The 20,826-nt window shown below is 69.0% G+C and carries 24 protein-coding genes; 10 read left to right on the top strand and 14 right to left on the bottom strand.

The features are described from left to right. The first annotated feature begins 53 nt into the window (after positions 1–53). Positions 54–533 carry a hypothetical protein gene (locus tag BOSE46_RS10095; RefSeq protein ID WP_159540116.1) on the top strand — a complete coding sequence of 160 codons (480 nt, stop codon included), beginning with the start codon at positions 54–56 and terminating at the stop codon, positions 531–533. 49 nt (positions 534–582) lie between these two features. Here the strand turns inward: BOSE46_RS10095 and BOSE46_RS10100 are convergent, their stop codons facing one another. The 3 genes from BOSE46_RS10100 to BOSE46_RS10110 all read right to left on the bottom strand — a co-directional run bounded on the left by BOSE46_RS10100 (position 583) and on the right by BOSE46_RS10110 (position 2,310). Beyond that, positions 583–768: a hypothetical protein gene (locus BOSE46_RS10100; protein ID WP_159540117.1), complete on the bottom strand. Its 186-nt coding sequence runs from the start codon at positions 766–768 to the stop codon at positions 583–585. A gap of 121 nt (positions 769–889) precedes the next feature. Then, positions 890–1,525: a peptide-methionine (S)-S-oxide reductase MsrA gene (msrA, locus tag BOSE46_RS10105; protein WP_159540118.1), complete on the bottom strand. Its 636-nt coding sequence runs from the start codon at positions 1,523–1,525 to the stop codon at positions 890–892. Between the two features lie 32 nt (positions 1,526–1,557). Continuing rightward, the gene (locus BOSE46_RS10110) at positions 1,558–2,310 is read right to left on the bottom strand and encodes an ankyrin repeat domain-containing protein (protein WP_201299597.1); all 753 of its coding nucleotides are present in this window, start codon (positions 2,308–2,310) and stop codon (positions 1,558–1,560) included. A gap of 78 nt (positions 2,311–2,388) precedes the next feature. Here BOSE46_RS10110 and BOSE46_RS10115 point away from each other — a divergent pair, with 78 nt between their 5' ends. Both BOSE46_RS10115 and BOSE46_RS10120 read left to right on the top strand, forming a co-directional pair. Further along, on the top strand, positions 2,389–3,492 hold the full coding sequence (locus BOSE46_RS10115; RefSeq protein WP_159540119.1) for an AI-2E family transporter: 1,104 nt from the start codon (positions 2,389–2,391) through the stop codon (positions 3,490–3,492). Further along, the gene (locus BOSE46_RS10120; RefSeq protein ID WP_159540120.1) at positions 3,489–3,821 is read left to right on the top strand and encodes an MmcQ/YjbR family DNA-binding protein; all 333 of its coding nucleotides are present in this window, start codon (positions 3,489–3,491) and stop codon (positions 3,819–3,821) included. Before BOSE46_RS10115 ends, BOSE46_RS10120 begins: the two co-directional genes overlap by 4 nt. 126 nt (positions 3,822–3,947) lie before the next feature. On the opposite strand, the gene BOSE46_RS10125 is transcribed toward BOSE46_RS10120, so the two are convergent. Genes BOSE46_RS10125 through BOSE46_RS10135 form a run of 3 tightly spaced genes read right to left on the bottom strand, consistent with a single transcriptional unit; the run spans position 3,948 to position 6,447 of the window. Next, positions 3,948–5,480: an MDR family MFS transporter gene (locus BOSE46_RS10125; protein ID WP_159540121.1), complete on the bottom strand. Its 1,533-nt coding sequence runs from the start codon at positions 5,478–5,480 to the stop codon at positions 3,948–3,950. Then, a complete protein-coding gene (locus BOSE46_RS10130) occupies positions 5,477–5,920 on the bottom strand; it encodes a MarR family winged helix-turn-helix transcriptional regulator (RefSeq protein WP_159540122.1) in 444 nt (147 codons plus the stop codon). The genes BOSE46_RS10125 and BOSE46_RS10130 overlap by 4 nt, the downstream gene beginning before the upstream one ends. Positions 5,921–5,964: 44 nt before the next feature. Then, the gene (locus BOSE46_RS10135) at positions 5,965–6,447 is read right to left on the bottom strand and encodes a nucleoside deaminase (RefSeq protein WP_159540123.1); all 483 of its coding nucleotides are present in this window, start codon (positions 6,445–6,447) and stop codon (positions 5,965–5,967) included. A gap of 46 nt (positions 6,448–6,493) precedes the next feature. On the opposite strand from BOSE46_RS10135, the gene ilvA reads away from it, so the two are divergent. Further along, positions 6,494–7,684 carry a threonine ammonia-lyase gene (gene ilvA, locus BOSE46_RS10140; protein ID WP_236551712.1) on the top strand — a complete coding sequence of 397 codons (1,191 nt, stop codon included), beginning with the start codon at positions 6,494–6,496 and terminating at the stop codon, positions 7,682–7,684. 43 nt (positions 7,685–7,727) lie between these two features. Continuing rightward, a complete protein-coding gene (locus BOSE46_RS10145) occupies positions 7,728–8,342 on the top strand; it encodes an HD domain-containing protein (protein WP_159540125.1) in 615 nt (204 codons plus the stop codon). 118 nt (positions 8,343–8,460) lie between these two features. On the opposite strand, the gene greA is transcribed toward BOSE46_RS10145, so the two are convergent. The 3 genes from greA to BOSE46_RS10160 all read right to left on the bottom strand — a co-directional run bounded on the left by greA (position 8,461) and on the right by BOSE46_RS10160 (position 10,265). Beyond that, the gene (gene greA / locus BOSE46_RS10150) at positions 8,461–8,964 is read right to left on the bottom strand and encodes a transcription elongation factor GreA (protein ID WP_159540126.1); all 504 of its coding nucleotides are present in this window, start codon (positions 8,962–8,964) and stop codon (positions 8,461–8,463) included. 64 nt (positions 8,965–9,028) lie between these two features. After that, positions 9,029–9,406, bottom strand: a complete 378-nt coding sequence (locus BOSE46_RS10155; protein ID WP_159540127.1) for a DUF4307 domain-containing protein — start codon at positions 9,404–9,406, stop codon at positions 9,029–9,031. A 13-nt stretch (positions 9,407–9,419) separates the two neighbouring features. Beyond that, the gene (locus BOSE46_RS10160) at positions 9,420–10,265 is read right to left on the bottom strand and encodes an SDR family NAD(P)-dependent oxidoreductase (protein WP_159540128.1); all 846 of its coding nucleotides are present in this window, start codon (positions 10,263–10,265) and stop codon (positions 9,420–9,422) included. An 88-nt stretch (positions 10,266–10,353) separates the two neighbouring features. Here BOSE46_RS10160 and mca point away from each other — a divergent pair, with 88 nt between their 5' ends. Both mca and BOSE46_RS10170 read left to right on the top strand, forming a co-directional pair. After that, on the top strand, positions 10,354–11,247 hold the full coding sequence (gene mca, locus BOSE46_RS10165) for a mycothiol conjugate amidase Mca (RefSeq protein WP_159540129.1): 894 nt from the start codon (positions 10,354–10,356) through the stop codon (positions 11,245–11,247). 4 nt (positions 11,248–11,251) lie between these two features. Then, entirely contained in the window at positions 11,252–12,178 is a 927-nt protein-coding gene (locus tag BOSE46_RS10170; RefSeq protein ID WP_159540130.1) for a cation diffusion facilitator family transporter, read from the top strand. On the opposite strand, the gene BOSE46_RS10175 is transcribed toward BOSE46_RS10170, so the two are convergent. Both BOSE46_RS10175 and BOSE46_RS10180 read right to left on the bottom strand, forming a co-directional pair. Further along, positions 12,175–12,612 (bottom strand): DUF3224 domain-containing protein, encoded by a 438-nt coding sequence (locus BOSE46_RS10175; RefSeq protein WP_159540131.1) that lies wholly within the window; start codon positions 12,610–12,612, stop codon positions 12,175–12,177. The genes BOSE46_RS10170 and BOSE46_RS10175 overlap by 4 nt on opposite strands. Before the next feature lie 37 nt (positions 12,613–12,649). Beyond that, entirely contained in the window at positions 12,650–13,087 is a 438-nt protein-coding gene (locus BOSE46_RS10180; RefSeq protein ID WP_159540132.1) for a DUF3224 domain-containing protein, read from the bottom strand. 58 nt (positions 13,088–13,145) lie between these two features. Here BOSE46_RS10180 and BOSE46_RS10185 point away from each other — a divergent pair, with 58 nt between their 5' ends. Together BOSE46_RS10185 and BOSE46_RS10190 are read left to right on the top strand one after the other, a co-directional pair. Then, positions 13,146–13,958, top strand: a complete 813-nt coding sequence (locus tag BOSE46_RS10185) for a helix-turn-helix domain-containing protein (protein WP_159540133.1) — start codon at positions 13,146–13,148, stop codon at positions 13,956–13,958. Between the two features lie 34 nt (positions 13,959–13,992). After that, positions 13,993–14,178: a hypothetical protein gene (locus BOSE46_RS10190; RefSeq protein ID WP_159540134.1), complete on the top strand. Its 186-nt coding sequence runs from the start codon at positions 13,993–13,995 to the stop codon at positions 14,176–14,178. 8 nt (positions 14,179–14,186) lie between these two features. On the opposite strand, the gene BOSE46_RS10195 is transcribed toward BOSE46_RS10190, so the two are convergent. Continuing rightward, the gene (locus BOSE46_RS10195) at positions 14,187–16,682 is read right to left on the bottom strand and encodes a polynucleotide kinase-phosphatase (RefSeq protein WP_159540135.1); all 2,496 of its coding nucleotides are present in this window, start codon (positions 16,680–16,682) and stop codon (positions 14,187–14,189) included. Continuing rightward, positions 16,679–18,073: a 3' terminal RNA ribose 2'-O-methyltransferase Hen1 gene (locus tag BOSE46_RS10200; protein WP_159540136.1), complete on the bottom strand. Its 1,395-nt coding sequence runs from the start codon at positions 18,071–18,073 to the stop codon at positions 16,679–16,681. The genes BOSE46_RS10195 and BOSE46_RS10200 overlap by 4 nt, the downstream gene beginning before the upstream one ends. Positions 18,074–18,148: 75 nt before the next feature. On the opposite strand from BOSE46_RS10200, the gene BOSE46_RS10205 reads away from it, so the two are divergent. After that, entirely contained in the window at positions 18,149–20,143 is a 1,995-nt protein-coding gene (locus tag BOSE46_RS10205) for a thioredoxin domain-containing protein (protein WP_159540137.1), read from the top strand. Here the strand turns inward: BOSE46_RS10205 and BOSE46_RS10210 are convergent. Beyond that, complete coding sequence (locus BOSE46_RS10210) at positions 20,115–20,816, bottom strand: hemolysin III family protein (RefSeq protein WP_159540138.1); 702 nt, start codon at positions 20,814–20,816, stop codon at positions 20,115–20,117. The two genes, BOSE46_RS10205 and BOSE46_RS10210, sit on opposite strands and share 29 nt — an antisense overlap. Positions 20,817–20,826: the final 10 nt, after the last annotated feature.

Raw genomic sequence — 20,826 nt, forward strand, 5'->3', positions numbered from 1 at the left:
CAGCCGGAGCCGCGTACGTTCTCGGCGAGCTCGCACCCGACTACGACACGGTCATGATGCTCGGCCCGTTCCAGTCAGGGAAGGTGCAGGTGGTGCTGGGGATGGTGGCCGTCCTGGCCATGGGGCTCGCCGTGGCCGTGCCGCTGACGATCGTCATGTTGCGGCCACGGAGATGGTGGGCCGACCTGTTGGCGGTGGCGCTGTGGTTCGCCGCGCTGCCGTGCGCCGGCCTCACGTTCCTGTTAGGCGGCCTCCTCTATGACACCGAGGCCGAGACCCACACGTTCACGGTGGACGACAGCGAGTACCTCATTGCTTCGCAGGTGGGCTTCCTTGGCCCCGGCAATGAGCTCTATCTACGCCTGTACCGAAAGGATGGCCGTCTCTATCGCCTCGTCGGACCAAGGCTGATTGCCACGGCGGACACCGACACGTTCAACCGCGAGGGATTCGAGCTCCGTCGACGCGGTGGCGACGTGTGGATCGTCTACCTCGGCTCCGATCGCGAGACCGAGCGCGTCCGGCTTCCCTAGCCGCTTGGGTGGACCAAGGCCCAGATCCACGTTGTGGCTGGGCCCTAAGTCACCGCTCGACCCTCGCAGCGGTTCTCTGCGCGACCCAACGGCTGTACTGGACGTAAATCAGTGTCGGGATCGCCACCACCATGCCTCCCACGTACGCCTTCTCTGCCATGAAGAAGGACGCCACCAACGTCGTGATGATGATGGTGGAGACGACGTTGGGGAGTACTCGGTCAGGTTGTGACATGCCGCCATTGTCCACGACGCAGTGTCTTCACCGAGAGTCGATCAGACCCGTTCAGGGCATGGGCCGTAGCGTCATAGGAATCGAGGCCCATGAACCACGATTCCTATGACGCAAGCGACCGTCAGGCGTACGAGACGCCCGTGGCGTGCAGCGGGCAGTAGCCGAAGGGGTTCTTGACGAGGTACTGCTGGTGGTAGTCCTCGGCGTAGTAGTACTTGTCGAGCGGCAGGATCGACGTCGTGATCTCGCCGTAGCCCGCCTCGGTCATGCGCACCTGGTACGCCTCGCGCGACGCCTCGGCCTGCGCCTGCTGCTCGGGCGTCGTCGTGAGAATGACCGAGCGGTACTGCGTGCCGCGGTCGTTGCCCTGGCGCATGCCCTGCGTCGGGTCGTGGTTCTCCCAGAACACCTTGAGCAGGTCGTCGTACGTCACCTTGGCCGGGTCGAAGATGACCCGTACGACCTCGGCGTGCCCGGTGCGACCGGTGCAGACCTCTTCGTAGGTCGGGTTCGGCGTGACGCCGCCGGCATAGCCGACCGATGTCGACCAGACGCCCGGAACCTCCCAGAACGTCTTCTCCTCGCCCCAGAAGCATCCGAGGCCGAAGACCGCGACACCGAAGCCGTCGGGCGCCTGGGTCTCGACGGGATTGCCGAGGGTCAGGTGCGTGCCACCCACCTGGTACTGCCGGCCCTCGCGGCCGGGGAGCGCGCTGTCGGCGCCGGGAAGCTCGGACTTGCTGCGGCTGAAGATCATGGGGTCTCACCTCTCATGTCGAGTTTACGGATTCACGCACGCTCGAGGATCCGAGCGACAGCGACAAAGCCTCGGTGCCGTGCGTGCTCCAGGGGAGTCACGCCGTCGCGGTCGGCGATCGACACGTCCGCACCGTGGTCGACCAGTGATTCAACAATGCGCTGCCATGGTCTTGTTCCCTTGCCGAGGATCACTGCCTCGAGCAGCGCCGTCCAGCCGAGGTCGTTGACGTGGTCGACGCGGATGTCGGTGTGCTCGAGCACGTACGCCACGTAGTCGGCGTGACCGCGCTCGCTCGCCGGTATGTGCGCGAGCCCACCGAACCGGTTGCGGATCGTGAGGTCCGGGTCGGCCCTCAGGACGACCTTCGCCATCGCGACGCTGCCGGTCACGCCGGTGACCAGCCACGGGGTGTCGTGCCGGTCGTCGAGGGTGTCCGGGTCGGCACCGGCCGCGACCAGGGCACGCGCGACCGGCACCCGGTCACGTGTCACGGCCAGCAGCAAGGGCGTACGGCGATGGGAGTCGCGTACCTCCGTGTCGGCGCCGGCGTCGAGGAGCTGCCGGACCTCGGTGCTGCGTCCCATGGCCGCCGCCGACAGGAGTCGCGCGCCCAGCTCCGCGGCGGAGAGCGAGGCGTACGGGTTGGGCGCTGGCGTCGTGGTCGGGCGCGACGATGCTGGGTTGGTGGGCTCCGGCGACGGCCCCGCGGACGAGTCCGGCGATGAGCATGCTGATGCCGTCAGCGCGACCAGCACCGGCACGACCGCCACGACCTTCTTCACGTGGGGTTGAACTCCCCGGAGCGCCGGGAGGTTCCGACGACGAGACACCACTAGGCTCCTCCGCATGAGGTGTGGGTCGTGAGGGAGCGCTATCAGGTGCCGATCGGCATGGAGATCGCGACGCAGTGGGCCTGGCGCATCCTGGTGATCGCGTCCGCGGTGCTGCTCGGTGTGTTCTTCCTGCGCTACTTCTCCGAGATCACGGTGCCGATCGCCGTGGCCGTGCTCGTCACCGCGCTGACGGTCAATGCGGTCGACTGGCTCGAGGCGCACAAGATCCCACGGATCGGCGCCACGTTCATCGTGGTCATCACGGGACTGGTCCTGTTCTTCGGCATGCTGACGCTGGTCGGCCAGCAGCTCGCGACCCAGGCGGATGACCTGCGCACGAGCGTCGTCGACGGCATCTCCAAGATCCAGGACTGGGCCAAGACCGGCCCGCTCAAGCTCAGCGACGACCAGATCCAGACCTGGATCGACAACGCGAAGGCGTCGATCCAGTCGAGCGACACGTCGGTGATCTCGCGTGTCAGCGAGGTGGGCACGACGCTGACCCACCTGTTCGCCGGGTTCTTCATCGCCTTGTTCTCGACGTTCTTCTTCCTCTACGAGGGCAGCCGCATCTGGAGCTGGGTCGTCGCCCTGTTCCCCCGTGGCGCGCGTGAGCGGGTCAACTCATCGGGTCACACCGCGTGGGCGTCGCTGACGGCGTTCGTACGCGCGACCGTGATCGTCGCACTCACCGACGCGATGGGCATCGCGTTCGGGGCGTGGGTGCTCGGGGTGCCACTGACGTTCGCGATCGGCGTGCTGGTGTTCCTCGGCGCGTTCATCCCGATCATCGGCGCGCTGCTGTCGGGCATGGTCGCGGTGCTCGTGGCACTCGTCGCGCAGGGGCCATGGACGGCGCTGTTCATGCTGATCGTCGTGATCATCATCCAGCAGATCGAGTCGCACGTCCTGCAGCCGTTCCTCATGGGCCGGCTCGTGGCGGTGCACCCGCTCGCGATCATCTTCGCCATCACGGCCGGCGTGGTCGTTGCAGGCGTCGTCGGGGCCCTCATCGCGGTGCCTCTCGCGGCCTGCCTCAACGGCGTCGTACGACATCTGGCCACGGTTGCCGAGCAGTTCGACGACGACCCGCCCGATGACGAGGGCGAACCCCTGCCCGGGCTCGCGTGACCGACATCCACGCGGTGTGCCTCGCGCTGCCCGGAGCAGCGCTGACGTTCCCGTTCGGCGAGGAGACCGCGGTGTTCAAGGTCGGTGGCAAGGTCTTCGCGATCACCGCCGCCGAGTCACCGACACACGTCACGCTCAAGGCCGAGCCCGACGAGGTGACGGGTCTCGTCGAGACGTACGAGTCGATCACCCGCGGCTATCACATGAACAAGAAGCACTGGATCACCGTGCAGATCGACGGCACGCTGCCGCCCGGGCTGGTCGAGGAGCTCGTCGAGGACTCGTACGACCTGGTCGTCGACAACCTCCCCGCCCGCGACCGGCCGTAGGACCCGGCCCCTAGCCCGAGGAACGAGGGCGGGAGCGAAGCGAAGGGGCGTCACGTGAGCCCCCTTCGCTTCGCTCCCAGTCGGCCGCGGGCGGCCTCCTTAAGGGACGGATGGTCGCCTAGGTCGCTACTCGGCCGGCACCGGGGTGTCGCGCGTACGCAGCGGGATCTCCTTGATGAACAGCGAGATCACGAACGCGATGACGACGATCGGCAGCGCCGCGATGAACACGTCGTGCAGCGAGTTGGCGAACGCCTCGATCACCTTGCCCTGCAAGGGCTCCGGCAGTCGATGGATGGCCGAGGCGTCGTTCGTGTTGATCTTGGGTGTGTTGCCCCCACCGCCGACCGTCTCTGCGAGGTGGTGCGTCAGGCGGGTGTTGAGCACGGCACCGAAGATCGCGGCACCGAACGCACCGCCGAGCGTACGGAAGAACGTGATCGTCGAGGTCGCGATGCCCATGTGACGGGGATCGACCGAGTTCTGCACGATGACGGTCAGCAGCTGCATCGTCAGGCCGAGACCGGCGCCGAGGATGAACATGCCGAGCCCGATGCGCCAGTAGGGGCTGTTCGCGTCGGCGGTCGAGAGCACGACGAGAGCCGTGAACACGACGACCGTGCTGGCGATCGGCAGCGGACGGTAGCGCCCGGTCCGGGTGACCCAGTTGCCTGAGGGGATCGAGGTGCAGAACAGGCCGGTGACCATCGGCAGCATGCCCAGGCCGGACTTGGTCGGCGACATCCCCATGACGATCTGCAGGTAGAGCGGCACGAAGATGATCGCGCCGAACATCGACATGCCCATGACGACCGACATCGCGTTGGTCGTGCGGAAGATCGATCCCTTGAACAGCTCCATCGGGATGATCGGCTCCTTGGCCCGGAGCTCGATGAGGATGAACAGCGCGGTCAGCACGAGCGCACCGGCGAGGAGGCCGAGGCCGAGGCGCGAGCCCCAGCCGTGATCGGGGCCGGCCCACGAGACGTACAGGAGCATCGAGGAGACACCGGAGACCAGGACCCCGGCACCGAGCCAGTCGATGACGTGCTCACGACGCGTGTGCGGCAGCTTGAGGGCGTACGAGGTGACGACCAGCGCGACGATGCCGATCGGGACGTTGAGCCAGAAGATCCAGCGCCAGCCCGGACCATCAGCGAGCCAGCCACCGAGCAGCGGGCCGGCGACGCTGGAGGTGCCGAAGACGGCGCCCATGTAGCCCATGTAGCGGCCGCGCTCACGCGGCGGGATGACATCGCCGATCGTGGCGAACGCCAGCGCCATCAGGCCACCGCCGCCGACGCCCTGCAGCGCGCGGAACGCGATGAGCTCCTCGATGTTGCGGGCGAAGCCGCACAGCAACGAGCCGACGACGAACGTGACGATCGCGATCTGGAAGATCAGCCGGCGACCGTACAGGTCGGAGATCTTGCCCCACAGCGGTGTCGAGGAGGTCGATGCGAGCAGGTATGCCGTGACGACCCAGCTCAGCTTGTCCAGGCCGTTGAGGTCGGACGTGATGCGGGGGAGGGCGGTGCCGACGATGCTCTGGTCGAGCGCGGCGAGGAACATGCCCGTCATCAGGCCGCCGAGGATCACCAGGATCTGGCGGTGCGAGAGGTACGTGGGGGTGGCGGTCGCCGAGGTGGTGTCTGTCATGAGGAAGCTCCGAGTGAGGCGGTGAGTCGAGTCAGGTCGTGGCGCAGGCGTTCGCGGTCGGCGGCGTCCCAGTCCGCGAGGGCCTGGGTGAGGAAGGCGCGGCGCTGGTCGAACGACTTCTTGAGCGTCGCGGCGCCGGTGCGCGACAGCGCGATGATGCGGGCCCGGCCGTCGACCGGATCGGGTTCGCGATCGATGAATCCGCGATCACCCAGCTGCTGGACGTGCCGGCTGACGGTGGAGGCGTCGAGCTGCATGGCCTCGGCGATGTCGCCGAGCCGCATCGCGCCCCGGCACTTCAACGTGTAGAGCAGCGTGGCCTGCGACGGGTCGACCGTGTCGCCGTCGGTACGCGCTCGGAACCGCCGGCCGGCAGCCATCATCAGCTGCATGACGGCGTCCTCGGCGGTCGCCGCGACCTGCGGGGTCTGTGTTTGCATGCTGCAACCATATAACAGGTTGTGTGGTGCAACCAAATGGTGGGTCAGCGGGTGAGACGGTAGCGCCGGTGCAGCTCGTGGACCTCGTCGTCCAGACCCGGCACGGGCCCCTCGACGGCGACGCCGGGGGCGACCTCCTGGATCGGGATGGCGCGCACGGGGGAGGGCCCGACGCCGAGATCGCTGAGCCACGCGCTGGTCTGGGCGGAGGAGCTGGCGAAGACGATGCGCCCCAGCCCGACCCAGCCGTGCGCCGCGGCACACATCGGGCAGTGCTCGCCGGAGGTGTAGACGGTCGCCGCTGCGCGCGCATCGGCGTCGAGATGGGTCGCGGCCCAGCGGGCGAGGGCGAACTCGGGGTGCTGGGTCTGGTCGCGTGCGGACGTCTCGCGGTTGCGGTCCTCGGCCAGCACGGTGCCATCGGCACCCACGAGGACCGACCCGAACGGCTCGTCCCCGGCGTCGATAGCCTCCGCCGCCAGCTCCAGGCAGCGGCGCAGGTGCTGCAGGTCGTTGTCGGTCACCATGAGGTCGAACGTACTCGCGCCCCCACCGAACCACTACCTTGGTGAGGTGGATCTGAATGACGTGAGGGAAGCCCGCAAGCTGCTCGAGGGAGTCACCGAGGTGACGCCGATGGCGCACTCGCGCTGGCTGAGCTCCCGGACCTCCACGCAGGTCTACCTCAAGGCCGAGAACCTCCAGCGCACCGGCTCGTTCAAGATCCGCGGAGCGTACGTCCGCATCTCGCGGCTCAGCGAGGACGAGCGTTCGAGGGGCGTCGTCGCGGCGAGCGCCGGCAACCACGCGCAAGGCGTCGCGCTGGCGGCGTCGCTGCTCGGCATCAAGGCGACGATCTTCATGCCCGTGGGGGCCGCTCTTCCCAAGGTCGCGGCGACCGAGGGATACGGCGCCGACATCCACTTCCACGGGACCGGCGTGACCGAGGCGCTGGTGGCCGCGCGCGAGTTCGCCGAGCGTACGGGTGCCGTGCTGATCCACCCGTTCGACCACGAGGACATCATCGCGGGGCAGGGCACTGTCGGGCTGGAGATCCTCGAGCAGCGGCCTGACGTCAAGACGATCCTGGTGCCGCTCGGTGGAGGCGGTCTCGCCGCGGGCATCGCGCTGCTGCGCACCGAGCGCCCTGACCTGCGGATCGTCGGCGTGCAGGCCAAGGACGCCGCGGCCTATCCGCCCTCGCTCGCGGCCGGCAAGCCGCTCACCGCCCCGATGGGCATCACGATGGCCGACGGCATCTCGGTCGCACTGCCCGGCGACATCCCCTACGAGATCCTCGAGTCGCTGTGCGACGAGGTGCTCACGGTCAGCGAGGAGTCGATGAGCAGCGCGTTGATCTCGTTGCTCGAGCGCGCCAAGCTGCTGGTCGAGCCCGCCGGTGCGGCAGCCGTCGCCGCGATCCTCGAGCAGCCCGAGGCGTTCGAGGGACCCGTCGTCGCGGTGCTGTCGGGCGGCAACATCGACGCGCTGGTGCTGCTCGACGTGATCCGCCACGGCCTCGCCGCGGCGGGCCGGTTCCTGCTGTTCCGGGCGCGCATCTCCGATCGCCCCGGTGAGCTCATGCGGCTGCTGACGGACCTCGCCGAGATGCAGGTCAACGTCCTCAACGTCAATCACGACCGAGCCTCGGAGACGCTCGGCGTCGGCCAGGTCGACGTCGACGTACAGGTCGCGACGCGCGGGCCGCAGCACCGCGCCGAGATCCGGGACCGCCTGGTCGAGCTCGGCTACGAGCTGGTCTGACGCGTCCCTGCTGGCTTCGAGTCCTCCCGAAAGGCGGCACCCCGTGCCCACGTTCGACCTCCCGTCATCCGACATCGCCGCCACGATTCTCGCCAAGGCGCGCGACAGCCAGGATGTGGCGCTGTTCAACCACAGCGTGCGCAGCTACTGGCACGCTCGCTCGTACGCCGAGTCTGCGGGCCTGCTGGGTGAGGTGCCGGAGCTCCTGATCTTCGCGGCGACCGTGCTGCACGAGCTCGGCGCCAGCCCGCCGGCCCCGGGGCGGGAGCGGTTCGAGATCGAGGGTGCCGACATCGCCGCAGAGACGCTGCTCGGCCTCGGGGTGAGCGAGAGCGACACCGCGCAGGTGTGGGACGCGATCGCGCTGCACACCTCGGCCGGGCTGGCCGAACGCCGGGGGCTGCTGCCACGCGTCGTACGTATGGGAATCGTCGCCGACTTCGGCCGGGCGGAGGGCCCGTCGAGGGACTACCAGGACGCCGTGCACGAGAAGTGGCCGCGGCTGAACCTCGAGACCGTCCTCGTCGACAACGTGATCGGACGCGTCCAGGACCCGGCGGCCGCGCCGCGCTTCGGGATGACCGGGGTCGTCATCCACGAGCGCACCGTGCACGGCATCAGCGGCATGGAGGTCGCTGCCCGCGATCTCGGCTGGTGAGCTCGCGGAGGTCGCGAGTGGCGGTGACCTAGCGCCCACGTCGGCAGTCGGCCTGGGCCTTAAGTCACCGCTCCCGCGAGGGGCTGGGCCCTAAGTCACCGCTCCCGCAACGGCGGGGTCAGAAGGGCTTGGCGTCGACGACCTCGACCGTGAGGTTCTTGCCGTTGGGCGCCTCGTAGGTCGCCTCGTCGCCCTTCTTCTTGCCGAGGATCGCCGCACCGAGCGGTGAGGTCGGCGAGTAGACGTCGATGTCGACGCTGGAGTCCATGCTGAGCAGCTCGCGCGAGCCGAGCAGGAACTCCTCGGTGTCGGTGTCGCCCTTGAAGCGGATCGTGACGATCATGCCGGCCTCGACCATGCCGTCGTCAGCAGGCTTGTCGCCGACCTCGGCACGCCGCAGCATGTCCTCGAGCTGGCGGATGCGGGCCTCGGTCTTGCCCTGCTCCTCGCGCGCGGCGTGGTAGCCGCCGTTCTCCTTGAGGTCGCCCTCGTCGCGGGCGGCGGCGATCTTGGCCGTGATGTCGGCGCGCACATCGCCCTTGAGGTGTTCCAGCTCCTGCTGCAGACGCGCGTATGCCTCCTGGGTCACCCAGATGGTGTCGGTCTCTGTGGGCTGAGTCATATGAGCGCTCCTTTACGTGGTTCACCCCAGGCGTACGCCCGGGGTGAACTTCCAACGTTAGCACTCACGTGCGTGGTTCACACGTCCTCAGCACTCCGGTGACGGCCTTTCGCTCGGTCTGCACGTCGATCGAGATGCGGGTCTTTTCGGCCTTGGATGCCGGTACTTCCACGGTCTTCTCGCCGACGATCGAGTGATCCGCGGCCTGCGCGTAGACCGTGCAGCGCACGGCGAGGGGATCGGGCCTGATGACGTCGACCGACAGCGTGATGAGGTGATCGCTCTTGACGTCGTAGCCCCACAGCCGGCCCTTGACGGGCTCGTCCTGGAAGCCGACCCAGGCGGCGAACGAGATGCCGATCGCGATGCCGACCGCAGCGACGGCCGGCCAGAACCAGCGCGGTCGCGTGCGGGTCCCGTAGCGGGAGCTGAGGTCGGTCACGCCAGCCATTGTCTCAGGAGCCGAAGATCTGCTTCCGTACGGCCTTGTCGAACGTCCGGTACGGCAGCAGGTTCGCCGCGGTGGCGATCATCCTGGCCTCGGTGCCGACGAGGTACTCGGCCTTGGCGCGTCGCGCGAACACCGCGTGGTGCGCTGCTTCGGCGACCTTCGACGCCGGGATGCCACCGTGCCGCGCGTCCTTGGAGATCGTGCGCATCGCGTCGAACCCGGAGCCGTAGAAGCCGATCGCCTCGGCCGGGAGCTTGGCGACGATCTCGTCGATGTCGTCCCCGGCCTTGTCCCAGATCGGGGTCGACACGGTCGCCGGCGCCAGCACCGAGACGCCGATGCCCCACGGCTTCAGCTCACGGCGCAGCGACTCGGCCATGCCGTTGAGCGCGTGCTTGGAGGCGGCGTACGGGCCGATGAACGGGGCGGCCGTGCGCCCGGCGATCGAGCTGGTGAACACGATGCGGCCCTTGCCGTGCTGCCGCAGGAGCGGGAGGAACGCCTGGCTCACGGCGAGCTGACCCACGACGTTGACCTCGAGCTGGCGGCGCAGGTCGTCGAGGTCGAGGAACTCCAGCGGTCCGCCGACGGCGATGCCGGCATTGTTGACGATGCCGCGCAGTCGGGTCTCGGGCCCGAGCGCCTCGCCGACCAGGTCCGCCGCGTCGAGCGCTTCCTTGGCCGACGTCACGTCGAGGCGTACGGCCGTCACGAGGGGGTGCTCGTCGACCGTGGACAGGTCGCGGACGGCGGCGAAGACGCGGATCCCGTTGGCGGCGAAGTTGTCGACCATGGCCTTGCCGATCCCGGTCGAGGCGCCGGTCACGATCACGGCATCAGGAGTTGTCATGCCGAGAGTATGGCGGACGGAACAACCCGGGCTGCACACGATGTTGGAGACAGTGCGAGGATTTTGCTCGAGCCATCGAAGGAGAACCGTGGTCGATCAGCTGCGACTCATGCACGTACACGCCCATCCCGACGACGAGTCGAGCAAGGGGGCCGCGTCGACGGCGAAGTATGTCGCCGAGGGCGTCGACGTCCACGTCGCCACGTGCACGGGCGGCGAGCGGGGCTCGATCCTCAACCCCGGCTTCGAGCATCCCGGCATCGTCGACAACCCGGCGCTGATCACCGAGATCCGTCGCGAGGAGATGGACCGCGCCCGCGAGATCCTCGGCGTCAAGCAGGACTGGCTCGGCTTCGTCGACTCCGGCTGGCCCGAGGGCGACCCCAAGCCGCCGCTGCCGGAGGGCTGCTTCGCGCTCGTGCCGATCGAGGAGGCTGCCGAGCCCCTCGTGCGCCTGATCCGCTCGTTCAGGCCGCACGTCCTCACGACGTACGACGAGAACGGCGGCTACCCGCACCCCGACCACATCAAGTGCCACGAGATCAGCGTCTACGCGTACGAGGCGGCGGCCGATCCGGAGCGCTACCCCGACGCGGGCGAGGCGTGGCAGGTGTCCAAGCTCTACTACCACCTGGGCTGGAGCTGGAAGCGCATGGAGGCGATCGCCGACGCGATGGTGGCGCACGGGCTGGAGAACCCCTACGAGGAGCGCTTCAAGGACTGGGAGCGCAAGCCCGAGGACGAGGCGCGGCTGACGACCCGGGTCGAGTGCGCGGACTACTTCGGCGTACGCGACCAGGCCCTGCTGGCGCACGCGACCCAGATCGACCCGAACGGCTTCTGGTTCGCGATCCCGCACGAGATCCAGGCCGAGGCGTGGCCGACCGAGGACTACCAGCTCGTCGACTCCAAGGTCGAGACCAGCATCCCCGAGACGGACCTCTTCGCGGGGCTGCGCGAGACGGGCGCCTCGCTGCCCTAGCCGCATGAACCTCACGGTGATCATCGCCCTCCTCGCCAACGCGCTCGTCGCGCTGGCGAAGTCGGCAGCCGCGATGTTCACCGGTTCCGCATCGATGGTCGCCGAGACGGCGCACTCGTGGGCGGACACCGGCAACGAGGTGTTCCTGCTGATCGCCGACCGGCGGTCGAAGCGTTGTCCCGATCACTCGCATCCGCTCGGCTACGGCCGCGAGGCGTACGTGTGGTCGATGTTCGCGGCGCTCGGCCTGTTCGTCGCCGGAGCCGCGGTGTCGATCACGCACGGGATCCAGGAGCTGATCGACCCGGGGGAGGCGTCGGACTTCGTCGTCGCGTACGTCGTGCTGGCCGTCGCGTTCGTGCTCGAGGGGGTCTCGTTCGCGCAGGCGTTCCGGCAGGTCGGCCGTGAGGCGCAGGCGATCGACCGTGACCTGCTCGAGCACGCCCTGCACACCTCCGACCCGACGCTGCGGGCGGTGTTCGCCGAGGACGCGGCGGCGTTGCTCGGCATCCTGATCGCCGGGGGAGGCGTCGCGCTGCACCAGGTCACCGGCTCGCCGGCGCCCGACGCGATCGGCTCGATCCTGGTCGGCGTGCTGCTCGGCGTCGTCGCCGTCGTGCTGATCGATCGCAACCGGCGGTTCCTCGTCGGCATGGAGGCGTCGCCGATGCTGCTCGACGCCGCACGGACCCGGCTGGCCGGGATGGCCGGGGTGTCGAGCGTCGGCTACCTGCACATGGAGTTCGTCGGCCCTCGGAAGGTCTACCTGGTCGCGAGCGTCGATCTCATCGGCGACGACGTCGAGTCCAGCGTCGCCGACCACCTGCGGATGCTGGAGAGTCAGCTCGAGGAGGATGAGTCGGTGGTCGAGGCGGTGCTGACCGTGTCGCGACCCGGCCAGCCACCCAACCCCGACCTTGACGCGATCTAGCTCGTCAGCGTGAACTCGTAGCCGCCTTCGGGCGGTGCGCCGGCCATGGAGATGTCGGCCGATCCGGTCAGGTCGGCGAGGTCACCCGTGCCGAGGCCCGGCAGCACCTCGACGTGATCGCTGACGGCGCCGTCCTCGTACGAGCCGGTGTGCCGGAACACGCAAGAGCCCTCGTTGCCGCCGATCGTGCCGGTGAAGCGCTCGTAGCCGACGATGTCGGCGTGTCCGGCCTTGCTGTCGCGATAGGCGAAGAGGTACGTCGTCACCCCGGTGCCCTGGATGTCGCCGGTGTACTCGAACGTGACCTTCGCGGTCGTGACGCCGCGGCTGGGGTAGTAGGTGCCGTTCTTGGTCTCACCCTCGCCGTCGATGTCCTCGATGACCGACTCGTCCCAGCCGGCCGGCATGAATCGTCCTGTCGTCTCGGTGCTCATGTGCTCACTGTCCTCCCGTTCGTGGTGGTCGGCACGTTCACAGGTCGTAGCTCAGCGTGAACTCGTAGCCGTCGTCGCTGTGCCCGGCCAGCTCGACCGTCGCCTCGCCCGTCATGGCCTCGAGGCCTCCGGTGCCCATGCCTTCGACAATCGTCAGCGTCGCGCGTACGGCCTGCTCGTCGTGGTCGCCGAGGTGCTGGAAGACCAGCGACCCGTCGTGACCGTCGATCGAGCCCTCGAAGCGCTCGAACCCTGATGTCGGCGCGAACCCAGGGGCGTACGAGATCAGGTAGGCGACGGTGCCGGTGCCCTCGATGCCGCCCGAATAGGCGTACGTCGTGTCGGCCCGCGAGAAGCCACGCTTGGGATACGTGACGCCGTTGATCTCGGTGCCCTCGCCGTCGATGTCGACGATAACCTTCTCGTCCCACGACTTCACGGTGAACCTGCCTGTTGTGGTGTGTGCTCTGCTCATGTCTCGACGCTAGGGGCCTCGCGCCGGAAGTGTCTTGGACAAACGCGACACTGGGATCATGACGTCAGAGCCGGTCGGCAGGGGAGAGTCCGCGATCGTGCGACCGACCGCCGCCGCGCAGCACATCGACATCAGCCGGGTCGTGCCCTCGGAGCGGTGGCAGCCGTTCATCCAGTACCACTGGATCGTGCGCTGGGAGTGCCCCGAGCCGTTCGAGCAGCAGGTCATCCCGCAGCCCTGCGTGCACGTGTCGGCCGAGCCGTTCGACGGCCGACCCCGGTTGCTGGTCAACGGGATCACCCGCGAACCGTTCGTCCGTACGCTCGCCGGCACCGGGCACGTGCTGGGCGCGGCATTCAAGCCCGCGAGCTTCCGTGCCGTGCTCGGCGCCGATCTGGGCGCGGTGTCGGGCCGAGTCGTGCCGATGGGTGACGTCGTGGACGCTGCCGATGCGGCCGCCGCCGCTGACATCCTGCGACCCGATGCCACCGACGACGAGATGGTCTCGGCGATGGAGGACCACCTCGACGGCCTCGACGTGACACCCGATCCGTACGCCGACGAGCTCAACGCGCTGGTCGACGCGGCCGAGAGCGACCGCTCGCTGATCCGCGCGGAGCAGCTCGCGGAGCTCGCCGGGGTCAGCCTGCGGACGCTGCAGCGGCAGTTCACGGCATACCTGGGGATCGGTCCCAAGTGGGTGGTGCAACGGTTCCGCCTGCTCGATGCGGCGGCCGCCGCCCATTCCGGGCCCGACATCGACTGGGCGGCGCTGGCGGCCGACCTCGGCTTCAGCGACCAGGCGCACCTGACGCGGGCGTTCACCTCGGTCGTCGGCACGCCCCCGGCGACGTACGCCAAGGACGCCTGACCCGAGCGGAATCCCGGGGAACTACTCTGGAGGCATGAACGTGTACGCGATCGCTTCCTTCGTCACGGCCGAGCCGGCCTTCTCCAAGGAGGACGTCAAGCCGGGCTGGGTCGCGCTCGGCATCGTCGCGGCGTTGTGCGTCGCGACCTACTTCCTGGCCCGCTCGTTCCTCAAGCACTCCAAGAAGGCGCAGCAGCCCTGGGAGGGCGAGGAGCGCTAGAGGGCCGGTCAGAGCCGAGGGTCGACCGGCTCCGACTCCATCGCGAGGATCGCGAACACGCACTCGTGGATCTGCCACACGGGCGCGCCGGTCGTGAGTCGGCGTAGCGCTTCCAACCCCAGCGCGTACTCGCGCAGCGCCATCGACCGCTTGTGGCCGAGGTTGCGGTTGCGGAGCCGCGAGAGGTTGGCCGGGGTCGTGTAGTCGGGACCGTAGATCAGCCGGAGGTACTCGCGCCCACGGACCTTGACGCCCGGCTGCACGAGTCCCTTGGGGCCGCGCACCAGGTTGGCGAGCGGCTTGACGACCATGCCCTCGCCTCCGTCGGCGGTCAGCTCGTTCCACCAGTCCACCCCCGCCGCGACGGACGCCGGATCTGCGGTGTCGACGACCAGGCGACGGGTCGCCGTGAAGAGCGCGGGGTCGGCTTCGACGAGCCGGTCGGCGAGGCCGAGGTGCCACGCGTGATCCCGGGTCTCGTACGTCGTGCCCTCGCTCGCCAGCACCTGGAACGGCGCGATGCGCAGCCCCTCGGCGCCATCTACCGGCCACGAGTAGCGGCGGTAGACCGCCGTGAAGGCTTCGGCGTCCTCAGCCCGCTGCGCCGTACGAGCTGACAGTCCGTCGACGTCGATGCCGCGGGCAGCGGCGAGGTGCAACGCATCGAGAGCCGCCGGCAGGGCGGACCGGGCGGCTGCGCCGACGGCGGCGTACTGGCTGCGGATCAGCTCGATCGCCTTGGCCGACCACGGCATGATCTCGGTGTCGAGCAGGACCCAGTCGGAGCCGAGCTCGTCCCACAGGCCGGCGGAGTCGGCAGCTCGGGCGCACGCCGCGAGCAGGTTCGCCTCTATTTCGGCATCGAAGAACGAACGGCCCGTACGCGTGTGGATGACCCCGGTCGCGTCGCGGCGCACCAGCACCACGGCACGAGAGCCCATGTGCTTCTCCTCGCAGATGACCTGGTCGATGCCGGTCCTGGCGAAGTGGGTGAAGGCTTCCGCCGGGTGCTCGAGATGGTCCTCGAGCGCAGAGGTGTCGCACGGCGCCATCGTCGGCGGCAGGTAGGCGAGTCGGGACGGGTCGACGGCGAACCGGCTCATGACCTCGAGCGCACCTGCAGCGTTCTCCTCGCGCAAGGAGATGCGGCCCATGTGCGCGGTCTCGATGACTCGCGGTCCGAGCACGTCGTCGAGCCGCAGGATGTCGGGATCGCGGGGCGGGGGAGCCAGCGGTCGTACGGGCTCGTAGTAGACCTCGCGCGCCTCGACCGAGACGACCTCGCGCTCGGGATAGCGCAGCGCAGTGAGTGCGCCGCCGAACACGCAGCCGGTGTCGAGGCACAGCGTGTTGTTGATCCACTCGGTCTCCGGCACCGGCGTGTGGCCGTAGAGCACCATTGCCGTGCCGCGGTAGTCCTCGGCCCAGGGGTAGCGGACCGGCAGGCCGTACTCGTCGGTCTCGCCGCTGGTGTCGCCGTACAGCGCGAAGGACCGCACCCGTCCGGAGGCGCGGCCGTGATAGCTCTCCTTGAGGCCGGCGTGCGCGACGACGAGCTTGCCGTCGTCGAGGACGTAGTGCGCGATCAGTCCGTCGACGAACCGGCGGACGTCCTCGACGAACTCGGCCGGTTGGGCGTCGAGCTGCTCCATGGTGCGCTCGAGCCCATGGGTGAGGGTGACGCTCCTCCGGCCGAGGGCGCGGTTGAGCTTGGCCTCGTGGTTGCCGGAGACGCAGAGTGCGTGTCCGGCGGCGACCATGCCCATGACGAGCCGCAGCACGCCGGGGGAGTCGGGACCGCGATCGACCAGATCGCCGACGAACACCGCACGTCGGCCGTCAGGGTGGCTGGCGTCGACGGGGCGCCCGGCGTCATCGCGTACGAGGTCGTAGCCCAGCTCGGCGAGCAGCTCCTCGAGCTCGAGCCGGCAGCCGTGCACGTCGCCGATGACGTCGAACGGACCGTGCTGGTCGCGGAGGTCGTTCATCAGCTTCTCGCGCACGAACGTCGCGGACTCGACCTCCTCGACGGATTCGAGGACGTGGACGGAGCGGAACCCCTCCCGTTTGAGGCCCTTGAGCGAGCGCCTGAGCTGGTCGTGCTGCCGCTTGACGACGTGGGCGCCGAAGTCCCGGTCGGCGCGTGCGGCGTTGCGCTCGACGCTGACGCCGGTCGGCAGGTCCAGCACCACGGCGACCGGCAGGACGTCGTGCGCCTTGGCGAGGGCGACGAGGCTCTTGCGGGCGCCGGGCTGCACGTTCGTCGCGTCGACCACTGTCAAGCGGCCCAGCTCGAGCCGCTTGCCGACGATGAACTCCAGGACCTCGAACGCGTCCTTGGTCGCGGCCTGGTCGTTCTCGTCGTCGGCGACCAGCCCACGGCAGAAGTCGCTCGAGACGACCTCGGTCGGCTTGAAGTGCTTGGCGGCGAACGTTGACTTGCCCGAGCCGCTCACACCGACCAGGACGACGAGCGAGGTCTCCGGAATGCCCAGTGTCGTCATGAGGCCTCCTCCGTCCGCGTGAAGAGGGCGAGCTGCGTCGCGGGGCCGACCTCGTCGTCGACCGGGCCGACGGGCCGGTGCTCGACGGCGTAGCCGTACGTCGCGCCGGCGGCCGCGGCCCACGAGGCGAACTCCGCCCGCGTCCACTCGAAGCGGTGATCCGGGTGGCGCATCCCACCGTGTGCCAGCGCCTCGTAGCGCACGTTGAACTCGGCGTTCGGCGTCGTGACGACGACGGTGCGCGGACGCAGGAACCCGAACAGGTTGGCGGTGACAGCGGGTACGCGTTCGGGGTCGATGTGCTCGATGACCTCCATCAGGACCGCCGCGTCGAGTCCCGTGAGCCGCGCGTCCTGGTACTGCAACGACGACAACCACAGCGACAGTCGGTCCGCCTGCCGCTCGGTCATCGTGTCGACGTGCAGCCGGCGAGCGGCCTGCCGGAGGGCGGTGTCGCTGACCTCGGTGCCGACGACCCGGTCGATGCCCTGGACGTCGAGCAGCTTGCCGATCAGCGCTCCCGAGCCGCAGCCCAGGTCCACCACGGAGGCCGGCCGGGCAGCGGTGAGCGCAGCGATCACGGCGTCGTGCCTGAGCGCGACCAGCGGGCGCGGTCGCACGGCGTCCTCGACGGCAGGCGCTGTCTCGCCGTCCAGCTCGGCCAGCCGGGTGCGGGCCTCGTCGGCCATCGACCGCTGGTGCGCCAGGTAGCGACGCGAGATCAGCTCGCGCTGAGGGTGATCGGCGAGCCAGCCCTCGCCGGCTCGCAGCAGCTTGTCGACCTCGTCGTCGGACACCCAGTAGTGCTTGGCGTCGTCGAGGACCGGCAGCAACACGTAAAGGTGGTTGAGCGCCGTCGCGAGGCGCACGGTGCCCGTCAACGTCAGGCGTACGTATGACGAGTCGCCCCACGCGGGAACGTCAGGGTCCAGCACCAGCGTCTCGGCCCGGACGTCCCAGCCCAGCGGAGTGAACAGCTGCTCGACGAGCTCGGCACCGCCCGGCACGGCCGGGATGGCGATCGTCAGCGGCAGGTCGGCGTCGGCCAGCTCCTGCTTGCTCTGGCAGCGGCCGCTCAGTGCCGTGCGGAACACCTTGCCCATCGCGACGGACAGCAACGACGAGGCGGCGTACGGCCGGTCGTTGACGTACTGGGCGAGCGAGAAGCCGTCGAAGTGCCGGCCCTTGCCGCGCACGAGGGCGATCGGGTCGACCTCGAGCAGCAGCGCAGCGGTGCACCGGTCCGGCCCCGACTCGGGGTAGAACACGTGCGCCTGACCGCCGTGCACGTCGAACTTCTGCAGCCGGTCGGGGTGCTTGTGCAGCAGGTAGCCCAGGTCGGAGGCGTCGTCGAGGACGTCCGAGCGCGAGGCGGTGATGGTCAGGAGCACCGGGACAGTGTGTCAGGCGCGGAGCCGGGAGCATCGCGAAAGGCGTGGTCCGGGCCGCGCACCTAGGGTGGCGGTATGCCCAATCGCCTCGCGCAGGCCACGAGTCCGTACCTGCAGCAGCACGCCGACAATCCCGTCGACTGGTGGGAGTGGAGCGACGAGGCGTTGGCCGTCGCGCAGGAGCTGGACCGGCCGATCCTGCTGAGCGTCGGCTATGCCGCGTGCCACTGGTGCCACGTCATGGCGCACGAGTCGTTCGAGGACGCGGCGACGGCGGCTTACATGAACGACCACTTCATCAACATCAAGGTCGACCGCGAGGAACGGCCCGACATCGACGCGGTCTACATGAAGGCGACCACCGCGATGACGGGTCAGGGTGGCTGGCCCATGACCTGCGTGCTGACGCCGACGGGTGAGCCGTTCTTCGCCGGTACGTACTTCCCGCCGGAGCCGCGGCAGGGCACGCCGGCGTTCACCCAGGTCCTGCAGGCGCTAGCGGAGGCGTGGCGTGACCGGCGTGACGAGGTGCTCAAGGTCAGCATCGACGTGCTGGCGCACCTGCAGCAGAACGTCGACGCCGTGGGCGGGGCTCTGGGGACCGACGAGCTCGACGCGGCGGTCGACGAGCTGCGGAAGCAGTACGACGTCGAGGCCGGTGGGTTCGGCGCGAGCCCGAAGTTCCCGCCGTCGATGGTGCTGGAGTTCCTGCTGCGCAACGCCGCCCGTACGGGATCGGAGCAGGCGCTCGGCATGGTCGCCGGGTCATGCGAGGCGATGGCGCGGGGCGGGATGTACGACCAGCTGTCGGGTGGGTTCGCGCGCTACAGCGTCGACCGGTTCTGGCGGGTGCCGCACTTCGAGAAGATGCTCTACGACAACGCGCTGCTGCTGCGGGTCTACCTGCACTGGTGGCGGCAGTCCGGCTCGCCGCTCGCAGAGCGCATCGCCCGCGAGACCGCGCGATTCATGCTCGCCGAGCTGCGCACGCCCGAGGGTGGGTTCGCCTCGGCGCTCGACGCCGACAGCGACGGTCACGAGGGCACGTTCTACGTCTGGAACCCCAACCAGCTGATGCGCGTGCTCGGCGCGGACGACGGCGCCTGGGCTGCTCAGCTGCTGGGTGTCACCGGACCGGGGACGTTCGAACGTGGCTTCTCGACGCTGCAGCTGCGGATCGACCCCGACGACCTGGCGCGCTGGGAGAGCGTACGCACGAAGCTGCTCGAGGCTCGGGCCGCTCGCACGCGGCCGGCTCGTGACGACAAGGTGGTGGCGTCGTGGAACGGACTGGCGATCACGGCTCTGGCCGAGGCCGCGGTGCTGCTCGACGAGCCGGACTTCGGCGATGCGGCCGTGTCTGCGGCTCAGCTGCTGGTCGACGTGCACCTGGGTGACGGGTTCGCGCGTACGTCGCGCGACGGCACCGCTGGCGCCAACGCAGCGGTGCTGGAGGATCACGGTGCGGTGGCCGAGGCGTTCATCGCCGTGCTCGGCATCACCGGCGACGCGGTGTGGCTCGACCGGGCGCGGCTGTTGCTGGACCGGGTGGTCGATCACTTCGCCGACCCCGACGGCGGGTTCTTCGACACCGCCGACGACGCCGAGACCCTCGTCGTACGCCCGAAGGACGCCTCCGACAACGCGTACCCGTCCGGCACGTCTGCTGCGGTCGCCGCGCTGCTGTCGTTCGCGGCGATCACCGGCGAGCACCGCTATCGCGCGGCCGCGGAGTCAGGCATCGCCTCGGCGGCGAACATCGCGACCCAGGTGCCGCGCTTCGCCGGCTGGACGCTCGCCGCAGCCGAGGCCGTGGTCGCCGGCCCGCTCGAGGTCGCCGTGGTCGGTACGCCCGAGGAGCGCGCCGGCCTGCACCGGTCTGCCCTCGGCCTGACGTCACCGGGAGCCGTGGTGATCGCGGGTGACGTCGGGCTCGACATCCCGCTGTTCGAGCAGCGGGGCCTCGTCGATGGCCACTCCGCGGCGTACGTCTGCGAGGGGTTCGTCTGCCGCCGTCCGGTGACCGATGCCCGCGAGCTGGCTAGTGCTTCTGGTACGCCAGCAGGCTGACGCCGATGTAGTGCACGATGAACGCCGCGATCGTGAAGGCGTGGAAGATCTCGTGGAAGCCGAAGTACTTGGGCGACGGGTCGGGCCACTTGAAGCCGTAGACGACCGCACCGAGCGAGTAGAGCGCGCCGCCGGTGATGAGCAGCACCAGCACGGCAGTCGAGGCGTTGTCGACGAACTCCGGGAAGTAGAGGACCGCGGCCCAGCCCAGCAGCAGGTAGAGCGGCACGTAGAGCCACCGCGGCGCACCGATCCAGAAGATCTTGAACGCCACACCGAGCAGTGCTCCGCCCCACACGAGGGACAGCATGATCGTCGCGTGCTCCTTGGTCAGCAGGAGCAGCGAGAACGGCGTGTAGGACCCGGCGATCAGCAGGAAGATGTTGGCGTGGTCGAAGCGTTTCCAGAAACCCTTGACGCGGTCGTTCCACGTGCCGCGGTGATAGACCGCGCTGACGCCGAACAACAACATCGAGCTGACCATGAACACCGCGACGCCCACCCTCACGAGGATGTCGTCGGAGATCACCAGCATCACGATGAACGCGAAGAACGCCAGGGGCAGCGTGATGGCGTGCAGCCACCCGCGCAGCTTGGGCTTGATGTCGTCGACAGTCTCGCGGATGCGGTCCGTGGCCTCGTGGACGATGCCCTCGGGCTCACGGTCGGTCATGCGCTCAGCG

The sequence above is a fragment of the Aeromicrobium sp. 9AM genome (genome assembly GCF_902506105.1).
GTDB lineage: Bacteria > Actinomycetota > Actinomycetes > Propionibacteriales > Nocardioidaceae > Aeromicrobium.

What these genes read in the sequence shown, in the direction of transcription:
- BOSE46_RS10095 (WP_159540116.1), top strand. Translation starts at nt 54, where the DNA reads ATGATGCTCGGCCCGTTCCAGTCAGGGAAGGTGCAGGTGGTGCTGGGG.
- BOSE46_RS10100 (WP_159540117.1), bottom strand. Translation starts at nt 768, where the DNA reads ATGTCACAACCTGACCGAGTACTCCCCAACGTCGTCTCCACCATCATC.
- msrA (WP_159540118.1), bottom strand. Translation starts at nt 1,525, where the DNA reads ATGATCTTCAGCCGCAGCAAGTCCGAGCTTCCCGGCGCCGACAGCGCG.
- BOSE46_RS10125 (WP_159540121.1), bottom strand. Translation starts at nt 5,480, where the DNA reads ATGACAGACACCACCTCGGCGACCGCCACCCCCACGTACCTCTCGCAC.
- BOSE46_RS10130 (WP_159540122.1), bottom strand. Translation starts at nt 5,920, where the DNA reads ATGCAAACACAGACCCCGCAGGTCGCGGCGACCGCCGAGGACGCCGTC.
- BOSE46_RS10135 (WP_159540123.1), bottom strand. Translation starts at nt 6,447, where the DNA reads ATGGTGACCGACAACGACCTGCAGCACCTGCGCCGCTGCCTGGAGCTG.
- greA (WP_159540126.1), bottom strand. Translation starts at nt 8,964, where the DNA reads ATGACTCAGCCCACAGAGACCGACACCATCTGGGTGACCCAGGAGGCA.
- BOSE46_RS10160 (WP_159540128.1), bottom strand. Translation starts at nt 10,265, where the DNA reads ATGACAACTCCTGATGCCGTGATCGTGACCGGCGCCTCGACCGGGATC.
- BOSE46_RS10170 (WP_159540130.1), top strand. Translation starts at nt 11,252, where the DNA reads ATGAACCTCACGGTGATCATCGCCCTCCTCGCCAACGCGCTCGTCGCG.
- BOSE46_RS10175 (WP_159540131.1), bottom strand. Translation starts at nt 12,612, where the DNA reads ATGAGCACCGAGACGACAGGACGATTCATGCCGGCCGGCTGGGACGAG.
- BOSE46_RS10180 (WP_159540132.1), bottom strand. Translation starts at nt 13,087, where the DNA reads ATGAGCAGAGCACACACCACAACAGGCAGGTTCACCGTGAAGTCGTGG.
- BOSE46_RS10185 (WP_159540133.1), top strand. Translation starts at nt 13,146, where the DNA reads ATGACGTCAGAGCCGGTCGGCAGGGGAGAGTCCGCGATCGTGCGACCG.
- BOSE46_RS10190 (WP_159540134.1), top strand. Translation starts at nt 13,993, where the DNA reads ATGAACGTGTACGCGATCGCTTCCTTCGTCACGGCCGAGCCGGCCTTC.
- BOSE46_RS10195 (WP_159540135.1), bottom strand. Translation starts at nt 16,682, where the DNA reads ATGACGACACTGGGCATTCCGGAGACCTCGCTCGTCGTCCTGGTCGGT.
- BOSE46_RS10205 (WP_159540137.1), top strand. Translation starts at nt 18,149, where the DNA reads ATGCCCAATCGCCTCGCGCAGGCCACGAGTCCGTACCTGCAGCAGCAC.
- BOSE46_RS10210 (WP_159540138.1), bottom strand. Translation starts at nt 20,816, where the DNA reads ATGACCGACCGTGAGCCCGAGGGCATCGTCCACGAGGCCACGGACCGC.